General features: G+C 62.0%; 11 protein-coding genes and 1 pseudogene. 3 read left to right on the top strand and 9 right to left on the bottom strand.

Annotation, left to right across the window (positions count from 1 at the left end):
- Positions 1–52: 52 nt before the first annotated feature.
- From AC3IUF_RS12785 to AC3IUF_RS12755, 7 genes are all read right to left on the bottom strand, one after another.
- Complete coding sequence (locus AC3IUF_RS12785) at positions 53–1,477, bottom strand: ABC transporter substrate-binding protein (protein ID WP_489281168.1); 1,425 nt, start codon at positions 1,475–1,477, stop codon at positions 53–55.
- Positions 1,478–1,694: 217 nt separating this feature from the next.
- The gene (locus tag AC3IUF_RS12780) at positions 1,695–1,940 is read right to left on the bottom strand and encodes a 4Fe-4S dicluster domain-containing protein (protein ID WP_003225615.1); all 246 of its coding nucleotides are present in this window, start codon (positions 1,938–1,940) and stop codon (positions 1,695–1,697) included.
- 27 nt (positions 1,941–1,967) lie between these two features.
- On the bottom strand, positions 1,968–3,698 hold the full coding sequence (locus AC3IUF_RS12775; RefSeq protein WP_007918182.1) for a fumarate reductase/succinate dehydrogenase flavoprotein subunit: 1,731 nt from the start codon (positions 3,696–3,698) through the stop codon (positions 1,968–1,970).
- On the bottom strand, positions 3,695–4,462 hold the full coding sequence (locus tag AC3IUF_RS12770; protein ID WP_007918183.1) for a GntR family transcriptional regulator: 768 nt from the start codon (positions 4,460–4,462) through the stop codon (positions 3,695–3,697). The genes AC3IUF_RS12775 and AC3IUF_RS12770 overlap by 4 nt, the downstream gene beginning before the upstream one ends.
- A gap of 183 nt (positions 4,463–4,645) precedes the next feature.
- Positions 4,646–5,611 carry a Gfo/Idh/MocA family protein gene (locus AC3IUF_RS12765; RefSeq protein ID WP_489281167.1) on the bottom strand — a complete coding sequence of 322 codons (966 nt, stop codon included), beginning with the start codon at positions 5,609–5,611 and terminating at the stop codon, positions 4,646–4,648.
- An 11-nt stretch (positions 5,612–5,622) separates the two neighbouring features.
- Positions 5,623–6,510, bottom strand: a complete 888-nt coding sequence (locus AC3IUF_RS12760) for a Dyp-type peroxidase (protein WP_095113410.1) — start codon at positions 6,508–6,510, stop codon at positions 5,623–5,625.
- Between the two features lie 581 nt (positions 6,511–7,091).
- Positions 7,092–8,189, bottom strand: a complete 1,098-nt coding sequence (locus tag AC3IUF_RS12755; protein ID WP_489281166.1) for an AraC family transcriptional regulator — start codon at positions 8,187–8,189, stop codon at positions 7,092–7,094.
- 211 nt (positions 8,190–8,400) lie between these two features.
- Between AC3IUF_RS12755 and AC3IUF_RS12750 the strand changes: the two genes are divergently transcribed.
- The 3 genes and pseudogenes from AC3IUF_RS12750 to AC3IUF_RS12740 all read left to right on the top strand — a co-directional run.
- Positions 8,401–9,348 carry a SphA family protein gene (locus tag AC3IUF_RS12750; RefSeq protein WP_414894948.1) on the top strand — a complete coding sequence of 316 codons (948 nt, stop codon included), beginning with the start codon at positions 8,401–8,403 and terminating at the stop codon, positions 9,346–9,348.
- Between the two features lie 255 nt (positions 9,349–9,603).
- The gene (relB, locus tag AC3IUF_RS12745) at positions 9,604–9,798 is read left to right on the top strand and encodes a type II toxin-antitoxin system RelB family antitoxin (RefSeq protein ID WP_007918192.1); all 195 of its coding nucleotides are present in this window, start codon (positions 9,604–9,606) and stop codon (positions 9,796–9,798) included.
- Positions 9,704–9,961 (top strand): annotated as a pseudogene (locus AC3IUF_RS12740) (type II toxin-antitoxin system RelE/ParE family toxin); the annotation flags it as partial. The gene relB and the pseudogene AC3IUF_RS12740, both read left to right, overlap by 95 nt.
- A 159-nt stretch (positions 9,962–10,120) precedes the next feature.
- Here AC3IUF_RS12740 and AC3IUF_RS12735 read toward each other — a convergent pair.
- Both AC3IUF_RS12735 and AC3IUF_RS12730 read right to left on the bottom strand, forming a co-directional pair.
- A complete protein-coding gene (locus AC3IUF_RS12735) occupies positions 10,121–22,633 on the bottom strand; it encodes a filamentous hemagglutinin family protein (protein ID WP_489281165.1) in 12,513 nt (4,170 codons plus the stop codon).
- A 189-nt stretch (positions 22,634–22,822) separates the two neighbouring features.
- Positions 22,823–23,932: a substrate-binding domain-containing protein gene (locus AC3IUF_RS12730; RefSeq protein ID WP_007918196.1), complete on the bottom strand. Its 1,110-nt coding sequence runs from the start codon at positions 23,930–23,932 to the stop codon at positions 22,823–22,825.
- Between the last annotated feature and the right edge of the window lie 219 nt (positions 23,933–24,151).

The following is a 24,151-nucleotide window of genomic DNA, read 5'->3' as shown; positions in this document are numbered from 1 at the left end:
AGTCCCCTCTCCCTCCGGGAGAGGGCTAGGGTGAGGGGCTCTTGATCTTGAGTCAGCGGGCAGCAACCGCCTGGGCAGTGGCATCGCTGAAATCGAGGACCTTGCCACCCTGCGCCGAGGCATATTGCTGAGCCTGGCCCTTAAGCAGGAACGCGCTCAGGCGCCCCTTGGCATCACTGGCAAACCACGCCTGGTCCGCGAGCAGCTTGATCCCGCTGTCACTGGCCTGCGCATACACCGCCCGAATGTTTTTGCCTTCCTGCTTCAAAGCCGCCAGTGCAGTGAAGGCAGACTCGGCCGAGGCATAGCGGCGCACTTTGTCCTCACCGCGCACCCAGATTTCCGCAACATGGCTGAAGTCGGTGATTGCGTTACCGGTTGCGGCATCCGTAGCCTTCAGCGGCGTCTGCGCGTAGTTGGCCAACTGCGCCGTGTAATCCAGACCCGACGCCTTGAACGCCGCACGAATGTATTGATCGTCAATGAAGGTATTCAGATCGAGCCCGCGATCAGCCTTCTTCAGCAGCTTCAACGTGTCGATAGCCGTGCCGACTGCCTGGCGATATTCCGGCTTCCAGCTCAGGTCGCGGGTCTGCACGCCGAGCGGACCGTGGAACAGGTAATTCACTTCGGCATCGACCCCGGTGACTTTGGCGATCAACTCGCTGTACTTCTCAGGCTCGGCGGCGAGCAATTGATTGGCCTCGATGCTCGCACGCAAGTAAGCGACGACAACTTCCGGATATTTTTTGGCGAAAGCCTGATCCACCAGCGCACCATGGAATGTCGGCGCATTGGCCTGCGCGCCATCGTAGATCTTGCGGGCGAAACCACGGCTCGGGAACAGCTCGGCGAACGGCACGAAATCGGCGTGAGCGTCGATCTTGCCGGCCTGCAACGCCGAGCCGGCAACTTCCGGCGGCTGGGCGATGATGTTCACGTCCTTGAGCGGATCCCAGCCCTGCGCCGCCACCGCACGCAGCAACATGCCGTGGGCGGTGGAGGCGAACGGCACGGAAATCGTCTTGCCCTTGAGTTCGCTCAGCGCCTGCACGCCCGACGCGCTCGGCACGACGATGCCGTTGCCGCTGCCCTTGATACTGCCCGAGAGCACGCTGATGAACAGGCTGTGTTTGCCGGCGGTTTCGAACGCAACACCGTTGAACGCACCGGGGAAATCGGCCATGGCGCCGAAGTCGAGTTTGCCGGCAACCATTTCGTTGGTCAGCGGTGCGCCGCTGGTGAAGTTTTTCCACTGAACGTCGTACTTCGCGTCTTTGTAGACGCCGTCGTGGGGCAGGTATTTGTCGAGCAGGCCAAGTTCACGAATCAACAGACCGCCAGCGGCGCAGTTGATGGTGGTGTCCTGGGTGCCGATGGCGATGCGGATGGTTTCGGCCGAGGCCGACACGGTGAACGAAGCCAGTACCAGACCGGCGATTACTGCACGCAACATGAGTGTTTCCCCTCGAATCATTTATTTGAGTTCGTCTCCGCCACGATCAGGGCGCGGTGGGAAACGAGGGGTTTTCGGTGAATCCAGCGTCCGGGTGTTTCCGGGTAGCTCTTATGTTGTCCAGGCGGGCCTCATCGCTGGCAAGCCAGCTCCCACAGGGATTTTCAGTGGGACACAGATGTCGCTAACAACAGAGGAACCTGTGGGAGCTGGCTTGCCAGCGATGAGGCCCTTTCAATCAACGCAATAAATAGGGGATGTCGACTTTGACGGCACCCGTCGGGCAATCCTTCTCGCACGGCATGCAGTACCAGCATTCATCGAACGCCATATAGGCCTTTTGCGTCGCCGGATTGATCGCCAGCAAGTCCATCGGGCAGACATCCACGCACACGGTGCAGCCCTTTTCGGCAATGCATTTGTCCTCGTCCACGGTGACGGGGGCGTTGGAGCGGAAGAAGATTTCCTGAGCTTGATAGGCCATGGTTCGGGCTCTCTGGTTATTGATGTATCAAGCGGCGAAAGCGCCGACCCGCAAACGGTCGTAAGCCTGCATTTCCTCGGCATCGAGCGGGATGATGTAAGGCTCGACGGCTTTCTTGAAACTGGTCATCTGGCCGTCCTCGCCCTTCTTCAGGTGGCAATGACAGAACCATTCGCTGTCGTTGCGTTGCGGGTGATCGACGCGATAGTGGTACAGGCCCCAGCGGCTTTCGGCGCGGAACAACGAGGCGCGCGCGGCCATTTCCGCGCAGTCGCGGATCACGCTGGTTTCCATCGCGCGCATCAGTTCGTGGGCGTTGTTGGCCTTCATCTGCTCGAGATCGCGTTCAATGTCGCTGAAGCGCTGCAGGCCGATCTGCATCTTTTTGGTCACTTTCGGCGGTTGCAGGTAATCGTTAACGAAGCGCCGCAGCTTGTACTCGACCTGCGCTGGCGGCAGACCGTTTTCACGATCCAGCGGTGCGTAGACCCGGGCCTTTTCCTTTTCGATTTGCGCGGCATCCAGCGCGGAAAACTCGCGCCCGGCGACAAAGTCGGCGGCGTTGTGCCCAGCGAACCAGCCATACGTGAACGCGCCGAGCATATAGTTGTGCGGCACAGCGGCCATGTCACCCGCCGAGTACAACCCTTTCACCGAGGTCTCGGCACGTTCGTTGACCCACACGCCGGACGCCGAGTGGCCGCTGCAAAAGCCGATTTCGGAGATGTGCATTTCAACCATTTGCGTGCGGTAATCGGTGCCGCGATTGGCGTGGAACTGGCCACGGCTCGGGCGCTCGTTGCTGTGCAGAATTTCCTCGATGTTCTGGATGGTTTCTTCCGCCAGGTGATCGAGTTTGAGAAACACCGGACCGTTGCCGCTCTCCAGTTCCTGGTGGAACTCCCACATCATCTGCCCGCTCCAGTAGTCGCACTCGATGAAGCGTTCGCCCTTGTTGTTGGCGGTGTAGCCACCCAGCGGACCGGTGACGTAGGCGCAGGCCGGGCCGTTGTAATCCTTGATCAACGGGTTGATCTGGAAGCATTCGAGGTTGGCCAGTTCGGCACCCGCGTGATAGGCCATTGCGTAGCCGTCGCCAGCATTGGTCGGGTTTTCGTAGGTGCCCATCAGGTAGCCTGACGACGGCAGGCCGAGGCGCCCGGCCGCGCCACAGGCGAGGATCACCGCTTTGGCCTTGATTACGTGGAAATCGGCAGTGCGGCAGTCGAAGCCCATCACACCGTTGACGGTGCCCTCCGCGTCGGTCAGCAACCGCGTGCAGACGAGACGATTGGTGATGCTCACCCGCGCACGTTTCAATTGGCGATAGAGGACTTTTTTGATGTCGTGCCCTTCCGGCATCGGCAGCACGTAGGCGCCCATGTGGTGGACTTTTTTCACCGCGTAATCGCCGGTTTCGTCCTTCTCGAACTTCACGCCCCAGCGGTCGAGTTGTTCAATGGTTTCGAAGCTGTGCGTTGCATAGGCGTACACCGCCGCCTGATTGACGATGCCGTCGTTGGCGATGGTGATTTCCTTGGTGTACTGCTCCGGTGTCGAGTGGCCGGGGATGATCGCGTTGTTCAGGCCGTCCATGCCCATGCTGATCGCGCCGCTGCGTTTGACGTTGGCCTTGTCGACCAGCAACACGCGCAGATCGCGGTTTTTTTCTTTGGCCTTGATTGCCGCCATCGGCCCGGCGGTGCCGCCGCCAATGACGACGATGTCGTATTCCTGTTCGAGCACGTTGCGGGTCATGCCTGCTCCCCTTTTTGCCGGTCAATCCGCAGGCGGTACTGAAACGCATCGCCACGGTAATAAAGGTGTTCGAAGTCCAGCGGCTGGCCTTGCGCGTCGTGGGTCAAACGTTCGATGCGCATGATCGGCGAGCCGGCCTCGACGTTCAGCGCCTGGGTCAGGTCGCTGTCGGCCAGCACCGCGTCGATGGCCAGATCGGCGTGGCCGAGGGCAATGCCGCAGTCGTTTTCGAGAATCAGGAAGATGTCGCGGGTGACCAGATCGGCCTTCTCCAGGCGCTCGCCGACGGCTTTGGGCAGGTAGGTGATTTCCAGCGAAATCGGCTCACGGTTGATCAGGCGCACGCGTTTGATTTGCGTGACGATCTCGCCTTCGGCAACTTGTAAACGTTCGGCGACGCGCTTGTCAGCCGGGATGAATTTGAAGCTGCGCAGGCGGTTGATCACCTCGTAACCACGCCCGGTCATCGACTCGGCGAGGCCTTGCAGGCTGCTGACGTTCTGAAAGGTTTTCGGCTTGGCGACGAAGGTGCCTTTGCCGTGGATCTTGAAGATCAGCCCTTCCTTTTGCAGATCGCCGAGCGCCTGGCGCACGGTGATGCGGCTGACTTTGAACAGCGCGCCGAGTTCGCTTTCGGAGGGCATCTGGCTGTCTTGCGGGTATTCGCCGTCGAGAATGCGCGCACGGAGAACGTCGCGCAGTTGGGTGTGCAGCGGGACACTTGATAAGGAGAGCGGGCTAAGAGAGAGAACGTTATCGGTCATCGCGGGATCACTTGTCATAACGAGTTATGACGTGATCTTAGAGTTGTTATGACAAGGTTAGAAATATTGTTTGGGCATAACCTTAGATTCGGTGTTGAAAATCAAAAGATCGCAGCTTTCGGCAGCTCCTACAGGGGATCGCGGTTTCATGTAGGAGCTGCCGAAAGCTGCGATCTATTGATCTTAACGTTTGAGGATCTGGTCCATGACCCAGTCGGTCTTGAGCGCTTGTTCGGCGACTGCAGGGTGTTGTGAATCACCACGAATATGCGCATTCATGCCCAATACGTGATGCCACTGGATGTTTTCGTGATGAGGGATGTCCAGGCTGACGACTTCATCCGCATGCAGCTGCACAGAATTTTCATCAAACACCGAAAAACCGATCCGCCCGAGACTGCCAATGATCTCGACCCGATCCTCACGCCGATCCGCAACAAAGCTCCAGCAACCCATGCCCAGCGCCCCGGAGGCGAACCGCCAACTGGCGCTGACCGCATCCTCTGCCGCGTACAACCCGGCCTGACGCGCGGTGAATCCGGCGACCTCGACGATGTCGCCAAGCAGATACTGGAACAGGTCAAAGCCATGACTGGCCAGATCGGCAAAGTAACCGCCACCGGCCACCGCCGGATCCGTGCGCCAATTGTCGCGACCGTCCAGATCCACCGGCGAAGGTGCCTTGGTCAGCGTCCAGCTCAAGTGCCGAACCTCACCGATGCGCCCCTCCGCCAACCATTGCCGCACCTGCGCAAAACGCGGCAACGAACGGCGATAGTAGGACACAAACAAGTGCAATCCGGCCTCGGCAAACACCTGCTGCATCTCGCGACTTTGTCCGGCATTCAGCGCCATCGGTTTTTCCACGCAGCAATGTTTGCCGGCGGCGGCGACTTTCAGGCTGTAGGCGTGGTGGCTGTCGGGTGGCGTGGCGATGTACACCGCGTCCACCTCGGGATCGTTGATCAGCGCATCGACGTCGGTGTAGACCCGCGCGATGCCGTGGCGCGCGGCGTAGTCGGTCACCGCTTCGAGGCGTCGGCCCATCACCGCCACCAGCGCCGAACCGGGCGCTTTGTAGAAGGCCGGCCCGCTCTTGCGTTCAGCGACGCTGCCACAACCGATCATGCCCCAGCGCACCACGTCCATGTTCATTCCTTTTAGCCGATGCGCAAGGCGCGCAGATCGAGGTGACCGTCCTTCAGCGGCGGGCACCAGTAGTAGCCGCCAGTGATCGGCCGGCTGATGCGATACAAACCGTCGGTGATGCCGTCTTCCAGACCACTCATACGGCGCAGTTGCGCTTCGAAGGCATCCAGCGAGAAGCCAAAAGCAAGGAACATCAGGCCGGCGCGATCACCTTCGATCCACGGCATCGAACGACGCACGACGAACGCTTCCGGGGCGAAGCTTTCCTGCGCAGTGCGTTTGACGTGGGCGGAGACCGGGGCGTCGTCGATCTCTTCGTTGTCGCTGAGGCGACGGCCCATGATGTTGTCTTTGTCGTCGGCGGACAGCTTGTGGAAACCCTTGAGGTCGTGCTGCCATTGCTGGATCGCGGCGAAGCTGCCACCGACCATGCCGTCAGCGCCTGCGCTTTGCAGGGCGGCGGCGATGGCGGCTTCGTCGTGCGGGTTTTCGGTGCCGTCTTCGTAACCGGTGAGGTCGTGGCCGTCCTTGTGGCGGAAGGCTTCCTGCATCTCGACCAGACGCAGGGCCGGGGCCAGTGCGGCTTCGAGAGCGTTGCAACGGTTAAGCAGTTCACCACGGTCGACGCCGTGCAGCCAGACCCACAGTGCGTGCTGGGTCGACGGGTTTTCGACGCCAACGCCAGTCATGGCCGGGAAGCTGCGCAGGCCATCGATCTGCACGTTGAGGGCCTTGGCCAGGGATTCGCCGAAACCGACCACCGCCGACTGGCCGTCTACCTGATTGATCAGGTTGTCGATCGCCTGCGGCAGCGCTTCCACCGACTCAAGGGCGAAAAACAGATGACGTGCTTGCGCAGGAACTGGGGTGGCGAGAATGCCCGGCTGGTAGTAACTCATGTGAACTCCTTGGGAAAGTGCGCGGGAGTTTACCTGTGACCGGAAGGTTTGTGGGGGTTTGGACGCAAGTCAAAAGCCCCTCACCCTAGCCCTCTCCCAGAGGGAGAGGGAACTGATTCGGGGATATTAAAGATCTACACCGACTTGAACGTACATCGGTGAATCCATAATCGACACAAGATCTTTCAGGTCGATGCATGACTCAAGACACTACGGTCGGCCCCCTCTCCCTCTGGGAGAGGGCTGGGGTGAGGGAATGATCGAGGTGAGACACCGAAATGAGCGTGCATCGGTGAATCCATAATCGACGCGATCCTTCAGGTCGATGTAACTCGCAAGACACCTCGGTCGGCCCCCTCTCCCTCCGGGAGAGGGCTGGAGTGAGGGAATGATCGAGGTGAGACACCGAAATGAGCGTGCATCTTTGAATCCATAATCGACGCGATCCTTCAGGTCGATGTAACTCGCAAGACACCTCGGTCGGCCCCCTCTCCCTCTGGGAGAGGGCTGGGGTGAGGGAATGATCGAGGTGAGACACCGAAATGAGCGTGCATCTTTGAATCCATAATCGACGCGATCCTTCAAGTCGATGTAACTCGCAAGACACCTCGGTCGGCCCCCTCTCCCTCCGGGAGAGGACTGGGGTGAGGGTTGGCGTCATTACGCCAGGCGCTAGGGCTCAGCCCCGTCCAACGCTTGAACGCTCGGCGAAAACTGCGCACATCGCTGTAGCCCACCTCTTCGGTAATCCTCTCGATCGGCATATCAGGATTGGCCAGCAAACTCAGGGTCCGCGCCTGCCGCACCTGCTCCAGCAAAGCCTCGAACGTCAGCGCATGCTCAGTCAACCGCCGGCGTAAGGTGCGGCTGCTCATATTCAAATCACCAGCAATCTTTTCAATGTGACTGCCACTACTCAGATCCCGCGCAATCGCCCGTTCCACAGCCTGAATCAGATCAAGCTTCTGATGCACCTGCGCCGCTTCCAGCTCCAGCAATGCCACCGCCTGACGCAACGCCAGCGAATGATGATTGGGCAGATTCACATCCAGCCATTGCCCATCGATCAGCATGCGATTGTGCAGGCAACCGAAGCGCACATCCGGCCCCAGCAGGCGGTGGTATTCGCTCAGATAATCCGGCGCGGCGTGCACGAACTCCACGGCAATCGCCTTGAACTCAGCCCCTGCCAGCGCGCGGCCGTACACCAGCAGACTGGCGAAAAACTCCTCGACTGCGAACACCTGCACATCAGCGAACGGCAAGCGGCATTCAGCATCGAGATGCACCTGGCCACCGACCACATCGACGCTCGACACCACGATGCCGCCCGAGGTGTGCTGATGCCGAATGCCCAACGCAAAAGCATCACGCAAGGTCTTGCACAGCGACAGCACATGCCCGAGCAGGCCCAAAGTGCCGAGCACGTTCTGCGCCCCGACCCACAGGCCCAAGCCCTGATTAGGCAGCACTTTAAGTGCGCGCTGAATCATCGCTACGGCTTGGCGATAGGAAATCCGCTGCGCCGGATCCTGCAGGTCTTCAAGGGTAAAACCCAGCCCACGGCACAGGCTCTGGGAATCGATGCCCCTGTTCTGCACGACTTCGGCGAGGGTGTGCAGGAGGTACGGCGAGACCAGCGCCAGTTCGAAGGTCGGGTCTTGGACTTTTACGTTCATGGGGGCTGACATTCCGGATCACGCTTGATTGTTATTTTTGTAACCGGTTGTGTCGATGGAAGTTAGCACAAGGTTTACGGACTGTCCGCAGATGCCCCCCTCGGTGTCCGCCAAAACCCTGCCCCAACGTACGCCAAACGCTTATTTCTAGCGTACCGGCGCTGCGAGCGACCGGTACCAGGTCCCAATCACAATAATAATGAGGACAGTCATGAGCCAGAACCGTGCAACATCCATCTTGCCGCTCGCCCTTTTCATCGCGGGTTGCACCCTGACGTTGCCCGCCCTTGCCACCGAAGCCGGGGTCGACAACATCGGCACCGGCACCGACGGCTTTTTCATGCTGCCGCTGGAAGTCGACAGCCTTCCGGAGAACATGGTCGCGTTCAACCTCTACTACAACCATTACAAATCGCGAAAGCTCAACATCAGCTCGTTCGGCGGCAAGGTGCCGAATGTCGAAATCGAATCCACCGCGGTGATTCCGCGCCTCGATTATCTAAGCCCGGTGCGGATATTCGGCGGGCGCCTGGCCGGTTACATCGCCCAGCCGTGGTTGAAGCAGGAAGTCTCGGTGTTCGGCTTGAGCGACACCCGCGAAGGCATGGGCGATACCACTATCGCGCCGATCATTCTGTGGGACATGGGCAAGAACCTGACCCTCGGCGCCGCCGTGGAGATCACCGTGCCCACCGGCGAATACAGCGTCGATCGACTGGCCAACACCAGCAACAATTTCTACACCTACAAACCGCTGTTCTCGTTCACCTGGCTGCCGACTGAACGCACCGAAGTCTCGATGAAGACCACCTACAGCTTCAACGAGAAGAACAAAGACACTGACTACAAGTCCGGGCAGATCTTCCACTTCGATTACTCGGCCAGCTACAAGATCACCGACGACTTGATGCTCGGCGTCAACGGCTACTTCCTCAAGCAAACCACCGACGACAAACAGTTCGGCCACACCGTGCAGTTTGCCGGGCAGGACGTTGATGACGGCGTACGCGGCAAGGTCTTTGCGATTGGCCCGGCGCTGCACTTCACCTTTCTCAAGTACGCCAGCGCGGAGATTCGATGGGCCAAGGAATTTGATGTGGAGAACCGGCCCGAAGGTGAAATGCTTTGGGCGAAAGTCAGCATCCCCTATGCGTTCTGAGTGCATTTGTAGGAAAACGCACCTGGATTTGTAGCCTGAAAACCTGAAAAACGCATGGGTGGAATACGCCTACAGCGGCGGTCGAGATTACCGGACAACAGGGGGAAACGTCTGGCAGATTTAAAGGGTGCGCTTGCAGATACTGGGCTCCGTTATCCCATGGTTGCTCAAGGGCTCATGGGGTGCATCGTCAGCCAGTGACGACAATGGGCCATGTCCCCCCTTAAACTGCCGAGATTGATCACGGAGATCACTATGAGCATATTACTTTCCCCGTTTTACTCTGACTTCGAATCCGAAGAAGAGGCAGAGAGCTACGATCGCTGGTTTCGTGCAGAGGTACAGCATGCACTCGATGATCCTAGTCCTGGTATTCCCCATGATGAGGCTATGGCGATGCTCGACCAGATGCTGGAAGAGATGCGCAGGAAGCGCCGCTCTGCTGCTTGAATGGAGCAGCAAGTCCTCGCGTCAACTGGCTGACATCTTCAAATACATCGAGCAACACAACACCAACGCTTCAATTTCGCTAAGACACAAGGTTGGTGCGGCAGCACAACGGCTTTCATCAATACCTTACGGTTACCGACCTGGCCGAGTGCCTGGTACTCGTGAGATGGTGATTCATCCGAATTATCTGCTGGTCTATCGAGTGAATGGGCGCATCAGAATACTGGGGGGGGCTTCACGCCCGGCAAAAATACCCTTCAACTTCATCGACATAAAAAAAGGGCGGCCAACCGGCCGCCCAAACGTACTACACGAGAGTCGTTTACAGCGTCAGTTGCCCACGCTCCTCTTCGGTCAACTGCTGTTTCGCCTGTTCATCCAGCGCCCCGGCACCCAACACCTGCACCGGGCTGTTCGGGTTGTAACCCGGGGCCGGTGCACGGCTTGCGCCATCGCGAGACGGCGCGAGCTGTTCGCTGCCGAAGCTCAACACCTGCACGGTAAACACCGACGCCTGATTCTGCCGCGCCGCCGCTTGCTGCTGACGAGCGACGTCCTCCGCCGCTTGCGTCGCCGACGATGCCGCCGAACTGGCCGAAGTAATCGCCCCGGTATTCACCGCCGACACCACCGGCACACCCGTCGCCTTGCCCTGCACCGAAATGTTCGCGGCGTTGACCACCGTCAGCGCGGCGATGTTGACGTTGCCCGAAACGCGAATCCCCGCCTCGCCCGCATCGATGGTGCCCAGCGGCGCGATCAGGTCGATGTCGCCCGGCGCCACTTCGGCGATCGGGTTGAGCGTGGCGATACCCGCGCCGGTGCTCGGCACCGACGGCGACAGTGTGACGTTGCCCCAAGTGTCGTAAACGCGTTTCGGCGGGGTGTAGACCACGGTGGTTTTCGAGCCACGACCGGCGTTGATATCGCCCTCGGCCGACCAGCCGAGAATCGATCCGCCGAACGTGGTCATGATCCGGCTCTGGCCGAGCAAAATGCTGCCCTGCGAATAGAGCTGAATGTTGCCCGAACCCTGAGTGATGATCCCTGCGGTGGACGGTGGCGCCGCGCCTTCGATACCGAACACCTGACCGCCGCCCGGGGTGAGCATCTGGATGTCGCCGCCGAACAGGGTCTTGACCCCTGCTCCACCGTACAGCGTGATGTCGCCGTCGTAACGGATCGGATTGCCCGCCACATCAGTGGTCGGGAACAGCGCGGCAATGGCGTTGCGACCGCGTAGATAACTGCCTTTACGCGGGCCATCGACATCGTTGTATTCCAGGCCACCGGCGCGCAGCTCGGCGAAGTACACCTGCCGCGCGAAGATCGCCTGCTCGGTGGCCGGCAACGCCGCGTAGAAGGCCTGTGCCTGTTCGTCACTGCCGTTAAATCCATAGCCGAGGGTCAGCCAACTCTGCAGTTCGTCGAGGTAGGTCCTGGCCACTTTGCCCGGTTGCGCACTCAGCGACTGGTCAGGGTTGGCGAGGTTCTGGCGATTCAGATAATGCGCGATAAAGCGTGAGTAATCAGGCCCTTGCGCGCCCACACCCGCCTGCATGACCACGCTGGCACCAGGGCGGTTGTCACCCGCCACTACCGGCCCGATGCTGGTAATACTGGCGCGGTCCTCCATCAGGATATTGCGCCCGGCATTGATGTCGAGAACGCCGGGACCGGCGATGTCGAAGCTGCTGTAGAGAATGTCGCGGCCCGCGGATACCCGCGAAATATCTCGCGGATCGTTATGCACGAACAGGTTGCCGGTCGACGCAATGCTTTCGCTACTCGGCGAGCCCATTTCGGCGTTGGGCACGATCGTTGGCTGGCCGAGGAATGTACCGGACGCAACGATGTCGCGCCCGGCCAGCATCGACACCGGGGCCGCCGCTTCGTACCAGGTGCGTCTGGACAGGTTGAACGTCAGCGTTTCACCGCTGCGCACGCCCACCAGATCACCGGTCAGGGCATAGAAACGTGCCGGTGCCTGCACATCACTCAACCCCGAGTAACTGTTGGGCCCAAAGGCAAACAGCGGATAGCGCACATTCTTGTCCGCTGAAACACCGTCACTGTTCAGATTCGTCATGATTGGCGTCGCCGACGTACTGCTGCCGTAGCCATTGAATGCGGGAGCGAACGGCGTGGCGATGGCCAGTGGACTGGCGCCCGACTGGTTGATCGCATAGCCGCCGGCATAGATCGAATCCTGCGCCAGCAACTCCAGTTGCCCTGCATTCGACGGCGCCAGCAGCAATGAATAACTCGTTGCCGGCACTACGCCGCTGCCTTGGCTGTACACCGCTGACGGCCCGGCATAGATCGAGCCTTGCGCAGCCACTGCGCGCAAGATCGACGGATAGACAAAGCGCCCGTCGGTCGGCGAGGTATTACGCGCAGTCACGGGACCTTGCCCGGTGGTTTCGCCCAGTTGGGTGCTCGGCGTCAGATTGCCGCCCGCTGAAAACAGGTCGATCGCGGTGTGATCGGTCCACAACGAGAAGCCGCTCAAGCCGCCGCCGTCGTGTACGACGCCGTCATCGGTGGTAAACGGCGTAGAGTTCTGCAAGCGTACCCGGCCCGGGTCCGCCACCCCACCCAGTACCAGATCGCCACGGGTATTCAGGCTCATGGCCGAGTCGCCCGGGATCAACACCAGGCCGCCGGAAGCGCTGCCCAGCGTGGCCGTAAACGGATCGTACGGGCGGACTTCACGAACGTCCTGAACGGGAGCGGCAGCGCCATACTGAAGATTGATACCACCCAGCGCACCCCCGGTCAGTTGTGCGGCACCGCGCAGGTTGATCAACGCACCTTGCAGATCATGTTGCGCAACACCGACGCCATTTTGTCCCGCCCGGGCCTGCAGCGATGGGTTGACCGAGCCACCGACACGGATGTCCATGTCACCGCCGCCGGTCAATTGCAGAGTACCGTCGCTGCCCACACGTCCGGTGCTGCCGACTGCCACGATCAAGCCCTGCCCACGAGGATAAAGGTTGCTGTTGCCGCTGCCGCCCATGGCCTTGAGCATGCCGGCGTCAGCACCGGCGCGCAGGCTGATGTTGCCGCCACCCAACGTCCCGAAACCGGTGAACCCCACCAGGAAGGGGCCAGTGTCGACGCTTTGATCCGGCAACGGCTGAGTCGCGTAGCTGCCGAAGTTGATCCACCACGCCGTCGGCACATCGCTGCTGCCGGTGCCCTGACGCCAGAGCCAATTGCCCACGGCCACACTCGGCACCTGTTCCGGGGTATCCATGTTTTGCGAGTACCCGCGGCGACCCAGCACATCGCCGGAAATCGAACCGCCGGCATTGATCGTCAGGTTGCCACCCATTTGCGGGTACCAGGCCTGATACAGGCTGTCATTGCCACTGACCCATTTTTCGTAATCGCTGCCGCCACTGCCCAGCACCGAGCCGTTATCCGACAGGCGTCCGCGCGGCTGGTTGTACAGCGGATCGACGTCCTGCGACTGCGTGCCGGCGGTGTACACGCCGAACGGTGAATCCATGCTCAGATCGCCCGCGGCGAGCACGTCCAGATCGCCGGTGCCGGTGCGCAACACGCTGAACATTTGCGTGCGGGTTTTGACTGTGATGCCCGGTTTGTTTTCCACGCACAGTTCCGGGAACGCACCGCACCAGGCCGCCACGTCATCGTCGCTCATCGGGGAGCCGGCAGGCATGCCCAGCCAGTTGTCCGGCGCCCACGCCCAACGCGGCGCCGGCACGCAAGAGTTCGGCGCCCAGTCACACCAGTCTTTCAGGTCGTCAGGCACTGGCTCACCGGGAGTAAAACCACCCAGGTTGCCGTCGCCCCAGACCAGCGTCGGCGGTTTTTCCGTCACCTTCAAGCCGTAGTGGGTGTCGGCCAGACGCAAGTGCCCATCGCTGGAAAGCGGCTTGATCGCGCGGCTGTCCGCCGCACTCAGATCCGCACCCGCCACCACGCGCATCGACCACGACGCACTGCCGGCCGGCAACATGCTTGCGACTGCCCAGTTGCGCCCCTGTTGCGTGCCGCTCAACGGTCGCAACTCAATGAACGCGGTGCCGTCGGCCAACACGACATCAGTCATCGACGGGATCAGCGAGCCACGCAACAGAGCAAGCGAACCGCTCAGGCGCACGCCCTTGATCGCGTTGGTGCCCGCCTCGACGTTGCCTGGCAACGGCACGCCTTTGGGCCAGCGCACGGCGCCGATCGCCGTCACGTTGTTCAAGCGGATGCCCGCGCCAAGGCGACTGCCCGCCGGCAAGGTCACGCTGTCGGCAAGCAACGTACCGGCGGCGTACAACAACTGGCCCGTCGCATCGTGTACCGCAGCGGCCAGCACTGTGCCTGCGCCCAAGGTATACGGTCCGGCCAGGGTCGCCTCGGTGGGCAACAGGGTCCCGGCGGGCAGCGTCGCGGCTTGCAGCGGCACGTCGTAGTTCAACGTGACACCGGCCGGGAACAGCGTGCCTTCGGCCAGGGTCACGCCCGCCGTCGGCACGATCAGGTCGCCACCAAACGGCTGGATGCCCGGCAAGAGTTTCCAGCCGGCATCGTCGACGGTTTCCGGCGGCGGCGCGAAGCCGTCGTTGAGGCTGCCATGAATATCGAGGTTGCCGCCGGCTCGCATCACCAGACTGCCCGCCTCGCCCGAACCGTACACAGCGGTTTTCTGCGTATGCGGATTGAGGCTGGCATAGCGGTAGCCGGACAAGTCCACATCGCCCTGCACCACCAGATCGCCGTCGGCGGTTTTGCTGGCGATTTCCACGCCCGGCCGTAAATGGAACGCATCGGCGTAGGTGGCATTGTTCAGCCCCGCCAGCTTGTTCTGCAGCAGGTTGCGGTTGTCCAGCGCCGCGTCGATGAACGCACTGCTGTCAGCATGGATGCGGTCGAAGTAGGCCTGATCGATCACCTGATACGGCCGTCCGCTGGCCGCCGGGTCGACACCGTCGGTGGCATCGGTATAACGCCGCGTGGCGTTAAGGCCAATCGACCGTGCACCCTGAATGCTCAGCGCACCGCTGGCATCAATGGCGATGTCATCGGCACCGAGGCGCGGCGCGTTCAACTCCAGCGTGCCGCGCAACAGCCCGTCGGACTGCCCGGGCAAGGTGCCGCGCACGGCGTCGGTGCCATGACGCAGATCGATCCGCGCACCGGCGCCAAGGGTCAACAGACCCGCAGCGGAATTGAGCTCAACCGTCGCCCGGTTCGGCGCGTCGATGATCTTGCCGTAGCTATCGACCCGCAGCACACGACCATGGGCGTCGAGCACGGCGTTGCCGGCCAGGGTCAGGCCGTTTTGCGCCGACAGGCGAATGTTGCCGACCCGCTCGCCGCTGGCATCGATCAAACCCGCGACGGTCAGGCTGCCGTTGTCCACTGATACGTTCACTTCGCCAGCCTTGAGTCCGTCGCCAATCAGCAGATCACCCTGCTTGAGTTGCAAGCTGCGACTGCCGAAGACCTGACTGGCATTCAAGCGCTGGTTGAGGGCGGCAAACTGCTGACTGGCATCACCGTTCAGGTGCTGGGCGCGGATGTCCACGCCGGCGGATTTGTACGGCACCCACGTGCCGCCGGCATCGTAATGGCCGCTGCTGGTTCCGAGTATCTGGCCTTGCAGATCAACCATGCCCGCATCGCTGGCCAGCGCGACGGCACTGAGGGTGCCGGCCTGATTGTTCTGCGCCGAGAGGTCGATGCGCGAACCGGCGGCCTGACGAATATTGCCGTGGCTGCTGTACAGCGCCACATCGCCGCCCCAGCTGTACTTGCTGACATCATTGAACGGCAAAGTGCGGCCGGCCATGTCCACAGACGCGCCATTGGCGAGGGTCAGATCGCCCTCGGATTTCACCAGCAGTTTGCCGCTGGCCAGGGTGATGCGGCTGTCCAGCGCGATGCTGCGGGCATCGAGCGTCAGTTCCGCGCCCAAGGCATTGGCGGCCGCTGGCGTGCCGGCGCCGGTGAGCGTCAGGTTGTTGCCGGCCTTGAGCAGGTTTATCGACGCGGCCTCGCCCGTCAGCAGCGGCGTGCGCAGGTTGAGATTGCCGCCGCTGTAGACATAGCCCTTGACCGGATCGTAAGCGCCCTGTTCCTGGTACACCGCCAGGCTGCCCTTGTGATTGGCGGTGATGCGCTCACTGGCGCTGAGGTTGACGTTGGCAAAACCCAGCGCCAGCCGATTGTTCTGCTCCAGACCGCTGGCCTGCGGATTGGGGCCGTAACCGAACTCGATGCGCTGCGCCTGAATATCAAGGGTGCCGCGGCCCGTGCCGGCGCCGCCAGTGATGACGGCGCCGGGATCCTGGCTGGCGCCGTTCCAGATCAGATTGGCGGTGCGAATGGACGCCACGTCAGCGCTTTCACCCAAGCCGTAAATGGCTGGCGTGGTGAATATCAGGTTCTGCAATTTACTCACGCCCGTCTGCGCGTCCAGCGTATCGAGGCTGACGTTGCCGTAAAAGTTGAACGCATCGCGGCTGGTCAGGCTCAAGGTTTCCAGCGCGGGCGCACCCAACTGCGTATCGCCGCGCAACAGGCGATCGAGCACACTCTGGTTCAGCGTCAGACCGGTCGGCACGCGGTTGCCGGCAGCGCTCAAGGCTTCGGCGCTGCCAGCGTTGACGGCGCCGACAGCCAGGGCCAGATGGCGGGTGCCGAAGCGTACCGACTCATCGAGTTCAAACTGCTTGTCGGTGGCGGCGGTAATGCTGCCGTTGGAATAGAGCAGCGTCGGGTTGGTGCAGACGGTCGTCGGGCACTTGCCAATGCGAATGTCGCCCGCACCGGAAGTACCGTCCGCTACCGCTGGCGCCAGGACGTTGGTCCAACCGTTCGACACCATCAGCAGCGCGGCCGCCCCCGGCTGGTAGATGAAACCACTGCTGGAGTCGTACGGCGCGTTGCCACGGCCCAGGGTGTTGATCCCCGAACCGGCTTCGAGGGTAATGCCACCATCGCTGCGGGCGGTGCGCAACAGCACCTCGGGCGCCGACAACATCGCCCCTTCGCGCAGGGTGATCGACGTCGTATAGCCGGTGAACGAGATGATATTGCCCGCGCCGCTGTAATCGATCAGCGGTTGCGCGCCGAGGGTCAGGCGCCCGGCATTCAGACCGTTGAGGCTGTCGGCATACAGCGACACGCCAGTGAAACCGTCGGTGCGCGAATGCCCGGCGCCGAGAACTTCGAAGTCCATTGCCCCGCGTACCGTGGCCGTTCCGACCACCCCGCCGGCGGCCGGGGCGAATAACGCGCGGCCGTTGAAATCCAGGGCAACGTCCTGCTCGGCGCCTGGCATCAAATACAGATTCAGCGATTTGCCATCCATCGGGGCCAAGGCCCGGGGCACGCCACGCCGTGTCGCGTCACTCTGGATGAATTGGCTGAAACCGGTCTCGTTGTACTGCGAATAACGGCGCAGGACATCCGCAGACGTCAGAATGACCTGGCTGGGCAGGCTGTTACGCAGCCCGGTGTTGGCAATCGACATCTGCCCCGAACGGGTCCACGAACCATTGCGCATCTGCAACGCGTCGTTGCTGACGCCTGCTGTGGCCTGACCATTGACTTCGACCCGGAACGCCCCGGGCAGCAAGGCAAAGGTCGAGGGCAGTAATGTGTAGGTGCCCGCCGCCAGACCCGGCACGCCGGCACCGAGGGTAATCTGCTGGCCGATGCGCGGATCGACCGCCCCGGCCTCGGCGAGCATCGGCGCGTAGGCACTCTGATTGCCCGGCACGATGGCGTACACCGGATTGCTGGCAAGGCCCGGCAGGCTGAAGGTGCCGTCATTGGCGTTGCGCACCAGCGGGTTGTAGCGGGCATCGGTGGAACCGCCGCGCCCGGAGACAAACCCGGCGCCGCGCAGATCACCGCCACCGGACAGATCGATCAGCGCGCCGCCCTGCACATCGACGTAGCGCGAGGTCAGCGTCACGCCGGCGGTATCCGCACTGATGCCCTTGAGCTGAACGGATTTGCCAGCGTAGCGATAGTCGATGCCGTCGGTAGTTCCGCCATACGGCATGAGCAACCCCGCGGCGCTGACCGAAGTCACGCTGCCTGGCAGCAAATGCAGCTCGCGGGTATTGACCACCGTCTCACCGCCAAGGCTGATCATGCCCAGCGGTGCGCGGATCACCCCGCCTTGTTCAATGCGCCCGGCCGCCAGTGTCAGGTTGCCAAACACCGAATACGGCAACGCGGCCGGTGCGGCCCCGCTGCTGCTGATGCGCAAGGTGCGAGCCGGATCGGCACCGGGAATCACGCTTTGGTAGCCCACCCGCACCTCGGCGGTGACATCGCTGGCAGGATAGATCTGCGCGGCACGCAGGTTGAGGTCGCCCGGTGTCCACAGTTCGGTTTTCTCGACATAACCGGTCGGCGCCAGAAAGCGCAGGTCACCACGGCTGTGCAGGGAGACCTGATCAAAGCCACGACGCGTCACCTGCAAATCCGCACCCGTGAGCTGGACAATATTGCCCGCGGTACCGAACGACAGGCTGTTGCTCAGGTCCAGTTGATCCGCACTGGCATTGAATTGCCCCATCGATACACGCGTTGTCGGCGTGTTCATCACCCGTGGCCGAAGGTTGCCCGGCGCCTCGAAATACTTGCCCGTCCCCGACAGGCGCAGGTAGGGCGCAGACAGGTCGATACGCGCATTGTCTTGCGCGCCTTCGGCCAGCGAAATCGCGCCGGCATACAGGCTCAGGCTTTGCTGCATGTGCAGATTGACGTCACCGTCGAACGACAGCAGGCCGTTGCTCAGCACACTCAGATTATCGAACCCGCCAGCCATCAACTGGTCGGCACTCAGGCGGGCACGCCCGTATTGCAACGCGGGAGCCGCTTCACCCGGTTGCACATCGGCCGGCAACAGGGCGTCAGCGGTTTGCTGGCTGATGATGATTTCGCGCGGCACGCGCACCTCATTGCTGGCATCACTGCGCAGATAACTCGGCGTCTCCAGAGCGATTTCCAGGCGCCCACCCGCCGCGCCGACGCCACCGGCCGCCGCGCGCAGGTCGCCGTCGATGAACAGGCCGTTATAGGAACTCAAGGAAATTCGCCCGCCGTCCGTAGCGACCGCCGTCGGCCCCTGCCCGGCGATATCCAGCAGCGCCTGCGCACCGGAAGCGTCAAGCCGCGCGCCATTGCGCACGACGACATAGGCATCGGCCGCCGTGGCGGTGGCCTTCTTCGCATCGGTTTCACCGCCAATGATGATGCTGCCGCCCTTGCCCACCAGCCCATATACCCGGCCCAGCGCATCCACTCCCGTGGCAGCGCGCCCGGCGACATCGAGCACGGCGTGGTCGCCGATCCAGATCGAGCGGTTGTGGGCATTTTTGTCAGCGACTTGCGAGGCCTCGGCGACATTCATCGAACCGAACTGCTGCTGGCGAATGTCGATGATGCCGCCCCAGGCATTCAACTCACCGTCGACAGTAATCTGTCCGGCGCCGCGCACGTTGATGCTTTGCCCCGGGTCGACACTGATGCGCGAGCCCTGGCCAAGGGTCAACGCATTACGCGCAGGATCGCTCAACGCCACCTCGCTGGAACCGGCCTGCAAGCTCAGGCTGGCACCCGCGCGTTGCGTCAGTTGCGCCTTGGCCGGATTGTCCTGATAGAGCGACGGCGTCCACAGCTCCAGCGCCTGTTGCGGGGCGACACCGCTGGCCTGACTGGCTGCCGCGTCAGCAAACCGGTAAACCGGCATCAGCACGTCAATCAGCGTGTTGTCCGCAACGTCCAGGCGGTTGAGCCCGATCAGGTTGTAGGCTGAAAAGCCCTTGTCGAACAGATCCGCTTGCAGCTGCAAGGTATTGTCGGCGAGGTCTTTGTCGGTCTGGCCGATCAGCACGTTGCCGGCCTGAATCAACAGGCTGCCGCCGCCCGTCACACCATAGCCACGCAACTGGCCAGCGAGGCGCAGATGACTGTCACCCGGCGCTGACAACGCACTGGACTCCAGCGTCATGTCGCCGCCCTTGCCCCCCCGAGTCTTGCCGTTGGCCAGGAGCGCGCCGCCGGAGGACACGTCGAGCAGGCTGCCGGTGCCGATTTCGATGTCGCCGCTGCTGCGGATCGAAATGACGCCACCGTCCAGATACGCAAGACTGCTCGCGTCATCCGGGTCAGTGCGCAAGTTGCTCCACAGCCCCCGGGTGTCCAGTTGCACCTTTTCCGCCACGCGAACACCCGTGGTCGTGCCCGCAGGAGCAACGATGCGGGTATCGGTGACACGGTCGGTATTGAGCTGATTGAGCACGTTGCCCACATGCAGGCTGCCGCCCCGCGCAATCAGGTCGGCGTTGACCTGCACCTGCGGCGCGTAGAGGGTGATATCGCCACCGTTGCCGACCGTCACGGCGCCGTCCACATCGATGCGCTCTTTGGCGGCGACTTTCAGTGCGCCCAGTTGCCAGTCACTCAGTTGTGCAGCATCGAGAAACAGCTTGCCATTGCGCGCCTCGGACACCGCGCCGGTCAGGCCCGCGTCATTGTCGCCGTGCGGACGCTCAATGCCGATCTGCACCTGATCGAGCAACGGATTGAGGCCATAGAGCACGCCACCCGCCGCCGCGACGTAGGCGGCATCGTAACCACCGACGATCAACTGCCCGCGCCGCGCGAGTGCGGTCTGACGCTGCGCGTAGCCGTCGAGCACGGCACGCGGCGCCTGAGTCTGGCGCTCGCCCTGATAAACCTCCCCCAGCAGTTGCCCGTCGAGCCGCGCGTTTCGGGTCCCGATCACCAATTGCCCGGCATCGCGACCCACGGTGTAGCCAGCCTCCAGGCGCTTGGTCGGTGCGATCAGCGGGTTGTAGTAATAGCTCGTCTGCCCCCAGCGTTCGCTGCTGTCTTCATAACCGTTGTATAGACCGCTGTAGAGCAGATCGCCCGGCGCCTTGGACAATTCGTAGAGATGCCCGTCAGCCCCGCGCAACCAACTCTGGCGAATCTCGCCACTTTGCACATCGAGCGTGCCGCCAGACAGGTTGATCAACGAGCCCTTCTCGGTCACCACGTCATTGCCGGCGAAATTTACCGTCCCGCCCTGGGCCATCCATTCACCGATGCTGTGCCCTTGGGTGCCAAGGTAACCACCGACTTCGAGCAGACCACCTGCTGTGTACCAGCGATCCGTGGCGTAACCGTTGGTGCCGGCGGGCACGTAGACCAGCTCACGCACGTCAACCCAGACGTCGTTGCTGTTCAGCGCGCCTTTGTCGCGGTTGCCCGAAGCGTCGCGCTGTTCGTTGCCCTGCACATTGATCTTGATGCTGTTGGATTCCATCGCGACTTTCACGCCGATGGCGCCGGAAACGTCGATCAGCGCACCGTCGCGCACCAGGCTGCGACGCTGCGCGGCCACCGCGATTTGTCCGCCCGTGGCCAGGGTAATCGAACCGTTCTGGAACTCGACGCTGCCACCACTCTGGATGTCGATGCGCGATTGGTCACTGCGAATCGAATTGGTCGGGGTAACGGCGGTCAGTGCGGACTGATGCTGGCTGTCGAGGGCCGTGAGGTCACTGCTGTCGAGCATGATCGCCGTGGCACTGCCCTGCCCCAGCGTCACGCTGCCTTGGGTGTCCGTCGCCGGGTTGAGCAGATGAATCGTGCCGCGCGTGGCGACCGATGTGCTGGCGAGTAATACGCCGTTTTGCACGACCTCATGGCCGGTCAGGGTGATGTCGCCGGTCGCGGCCTGAATCAGACCATTGTTGCTGACCTTGCCGGCAACGCTGGCGGCTTTGAAGCCCGGCGTGACTTCGTTGCCGAACGTCGTGGAGAAGCCGTTGCCTTCGGTGCCCGCACCCTTGCGAATGTAAAAGCGATCCCCCGCCCCCAGCACGGTCTGGCCCTTGGCGGTGTTGATGCTGCCGTCGTTCTGCACTTCGCTGCCCAACAGCAAGGCATAACCGCCGGCGTCGGTGGACTTCGCCGGTCGTGCAGTTTCGATGGACGCCCCGCGCTCCACCAGCACTTTGCCCGCCGCGTCGGTGAACGTCGGCTGGCTGGCGCTGCTGTCGAAATACAGACCGCGATCACGGAACTGGATATCGGTGATGTTGGCGGCGGCCGCCACCAGGTTGCGCACGTTGACCTGACTGGTGCCGCTGAAGACGATGCCGTTGCGGTTGATCAGCATCACCGTGCCGTCGCCCTTGATCTGCCCCTGAATCTGACTGGCCCGTGCACTCGGATCATTGACCCGGTTGAGCACCGCCCAATTCGCTTGCTGGGCAAATTCAACGCTGGTGTTACGCCCGACGTTGAAGGTTTCCCAGTTGAGAATGGCTTTGTCGGCGGTCTGCTCGATCTTCACCGTGGTCTTGCCGTCGGCCTGAGTCTGTTGCGGGCCTTTGGCGTTCTGCCAGCCTTGGGTAAGGCTGTTGTCGACCTTCAGCCCCCCCTCGGCCAAACCGTCCGGAACAAACTGCACCGAGCCCAATGCCGTCGCGCGTCCGGCCGCTTGCGCCGCTTGCTGTGCAGCAATCGCGGCGACGGTGTTGTTCAAGGTCTGAATCGACCGCTGCAGCTGTTGGTTGGCCTTCTGCTGTTGCGCCAGCGGCGGCGTCATCCCCGGCAAACCGCCGGTGCCGGGCCGTGCAGCGCTCGCCTGCTGCGCCGCGCCCTTGGCGGCAAACCATCCCGAACTGAAAGCAGTGGCCGCCTCGGCGCTGCCCGCCACCAGACACAAGGCAATCGCCTGCGCCAACGGCTTGAGCAGCCACAGCGCCGGATCGACGACAAGACGCTGTTGAGGCTGGACACGGGTACTGCGACGGGATGGGCGAGCGAGCATCACTACGAGATCCTTTTGAGTTGCCACACGAGGCCGCAGGTCGGGTGGACCCTGCTGTTATGACATAGGCGGTTGGCGAAGGCCGCGACCGAACGGATGTCACACAAACTTCATGATTGAGGAGTAGATCGGCCAAAAAAAAGCAGCAGCCCGAAGGCTGCTGCGATTGCATTGCGACTGAAGCGAAGCTTACAAAGGACGACCGATAGCGTTGCAGACGCTGGCGTTGTTGATGTCCAGGTTGTTGCCCGAAGAGTTGGTGACGAAGTTGGCGGTCACAGCGGCTTTCCAGTTGGTTGGAACCGGAGTGAAGCTGTGCGCGATAGTGGCAGCGTTGTTGCCCGGGTTGCTGTAGTGAGTGGTCAGGAAGCTGCGTACATCGTTGGCCACGGTTGCATCCTTGTAGCACTGACCGAAGATGAAGTTGGTGTAAGCGACGATCGGGTAGCCGCTCGCCGGGTTAGGCACAACCGGTACCCACTGCGCCGGGTTGGCAGGCGCGGCTGGCAGAGCGGCCGAACCCAATGCCAGGGAAACGTTGGCAGTGGTTGGCTGCACGCCGTTGACGCGGGCAACAACAGCGTTGCTCGCAGCGTTCACACCGTCCGGACCGACGTAACCGATCGAACCGTCAACGGCGTTGACCTGGGTGGCGACGTCAGATGTACCGGCAACACCCACCCAGTTCGCTGGCAGTGCGGAGCCGGCTGGCAGGCGAGCGTTGGTGAAGGTGGAGTTGGTGGCGAACTTGGTCGGGCAGATCGAGTTCAGGTGGCGAGTGAGGATTTCCGAAGTGCCGCTGGAAACGTTGCGATAAACAACGCGAATCGGCGTGGTGTCGGCAGTACCCAACAGCGCACCCCAAGTGGTTTTGGCGCCCGAGAAGGCATCACACAGCTGAGTGCTGGTCAGGTTCAGCGCGGTCTGGCCAGACTTTTTGTACGGAATGGCAACCGAAGTGGCCACCGAAGGCAGTTGGATCAGCGGGCCGTACGAAGCGCCGTAGGTGCTGTTGTAGGTGCTGATTTCCGTAGCGCTGAGGATCGAGTCGCTACCGGCGAAGTGCACCGAACCGGTGGTGCTGAACAGCGCGGAGTTGTTGGTCAGGAAAGCCGTTTTGCCAGTACCGCTACCGGTGCCCAGGTAGCTGAAGTTGGCTGGCAGGATGCTGTTGGCAGAACCTTTGTACAGAGCTGCAGGCAGAGTCGCGCCACCACCGGTAACGTTGGCGGCCATGGCCTGGGCGGAAGCCAGAGCGGCGACGGTCAGTGAGGCGGCGATCAGAGTGCGCTTGAACATGAAGAATCTCCTTTTCAACTGGGTTGTGAACACAGGTTTCGGGGTTGCTTGCATGACACTGGGAGGACTCACCGGGGCCCTCGCTAGCGCTGGCCTTGGTTAAGTCGCACTGAGAAATTCGCAGTTTCCGGTGACAGATAAAGGAAAAAACCTCGGGAGCTGTGAGGTGTTTCCGAAGGGATTTTCTCGGGTGTTTGTCGGGTGCTGCGCAGCGTCTGG

This window comes from Pseudomonas sp. KH_040 (assembly GCF_057839305.1).
Note: the sequence above shows the minus strand (reverse complement) of the source record. Positions and strands in the feature narration are given on the sequence as shown.

What these genes read in the sequence shown, in the direction of transcription:
- AC3IUF_RS12775 (WP_007918182.1), bottom strand. Translation starts at nt 3,698, where the DNA reads ATGACCCGCAACGTGCTCGAACAGGAATACGACATCGTCGTCATTGGC.
- AC3IUF_RS12750 (WP_414894948.1), top strand. Translation starts at nt 8,401, where the DNA reads ATGAGCCAGAACCGTGCAACATCCATCTTGCCGCTCGCCCTTTTCATC.
- AC3IUF_RS12760 (WP_095113410.1), bottom strand. Translation starts at nt 6,510, where the DNA reads ATGAGTTACTACCAGCCGGGCATTCTCGCCACCCCAGTTCCTGCGCAA.
- AC3IUF_RS12780 (WP_003225615.1), bottom strand. Translation starts at nt 1,940, where the DNA reads ATGGCCTATCAAGCTCAGGAAATCTTCTTCCGCTCCAACGCCCCCGTC.
- AC3IUF_RS12735 (WP_489281165.1), bottom strand. Translation starts at nt 22,633, where the DNA reads ATGCTCGCTCGCCCATCCCGTCGCAGTACCCGTGTCCAGCCTCAACAG.
- AC3IUF_RS12730 (WP_007918196.1), bottom strand. Translation starts at nt 23,932, where the DNA reads ATGTTCAAGCGCACTCTGATCGCCGCCTCACTGACCGTCGCCGCTCTG.
- relB (WP_007918192.1), top strand. Translation starts at nt 9,604, where the DNA reads ATGAGCATATTACTTTCCCCGTTTTACTCTGACTTCGAATCCGAAGAA.
- AC3IUF_RS12755 (WP_489281166.1), bottom strand. Translation starts at nt 8,189, where the DNA reads ATGAACGTAAAAGTCCAAGACCCGACCTTCGAACTGGCGCTGGTCTCG.
- AC3IUF_RS12765 (WP_489281167.1), bottom strand. Translation starts at nt 5,611, where the DNA reads ATGGACGTGGTGCGCTGGGGCATGATCGGTTGTGGCAGCGTCGCTGAA.
- AC3IUF_RS12770 (WP_007918183.1), bottom strand. Translation starts at nt 4,462, where the DNA reads ATGACCGATAACGTTCTCTCTCTTAGCCCGCTCTCCTTATCAAGTGTC.
- AC3IUF_RS12785 (WP_489281168.1), bottom strand. Translation starts at nt 1,477, where the DNA reads ATGATTCGAGGGGAAACACTCATGTTGCGTGCAGTAATCGCCGGTCTG.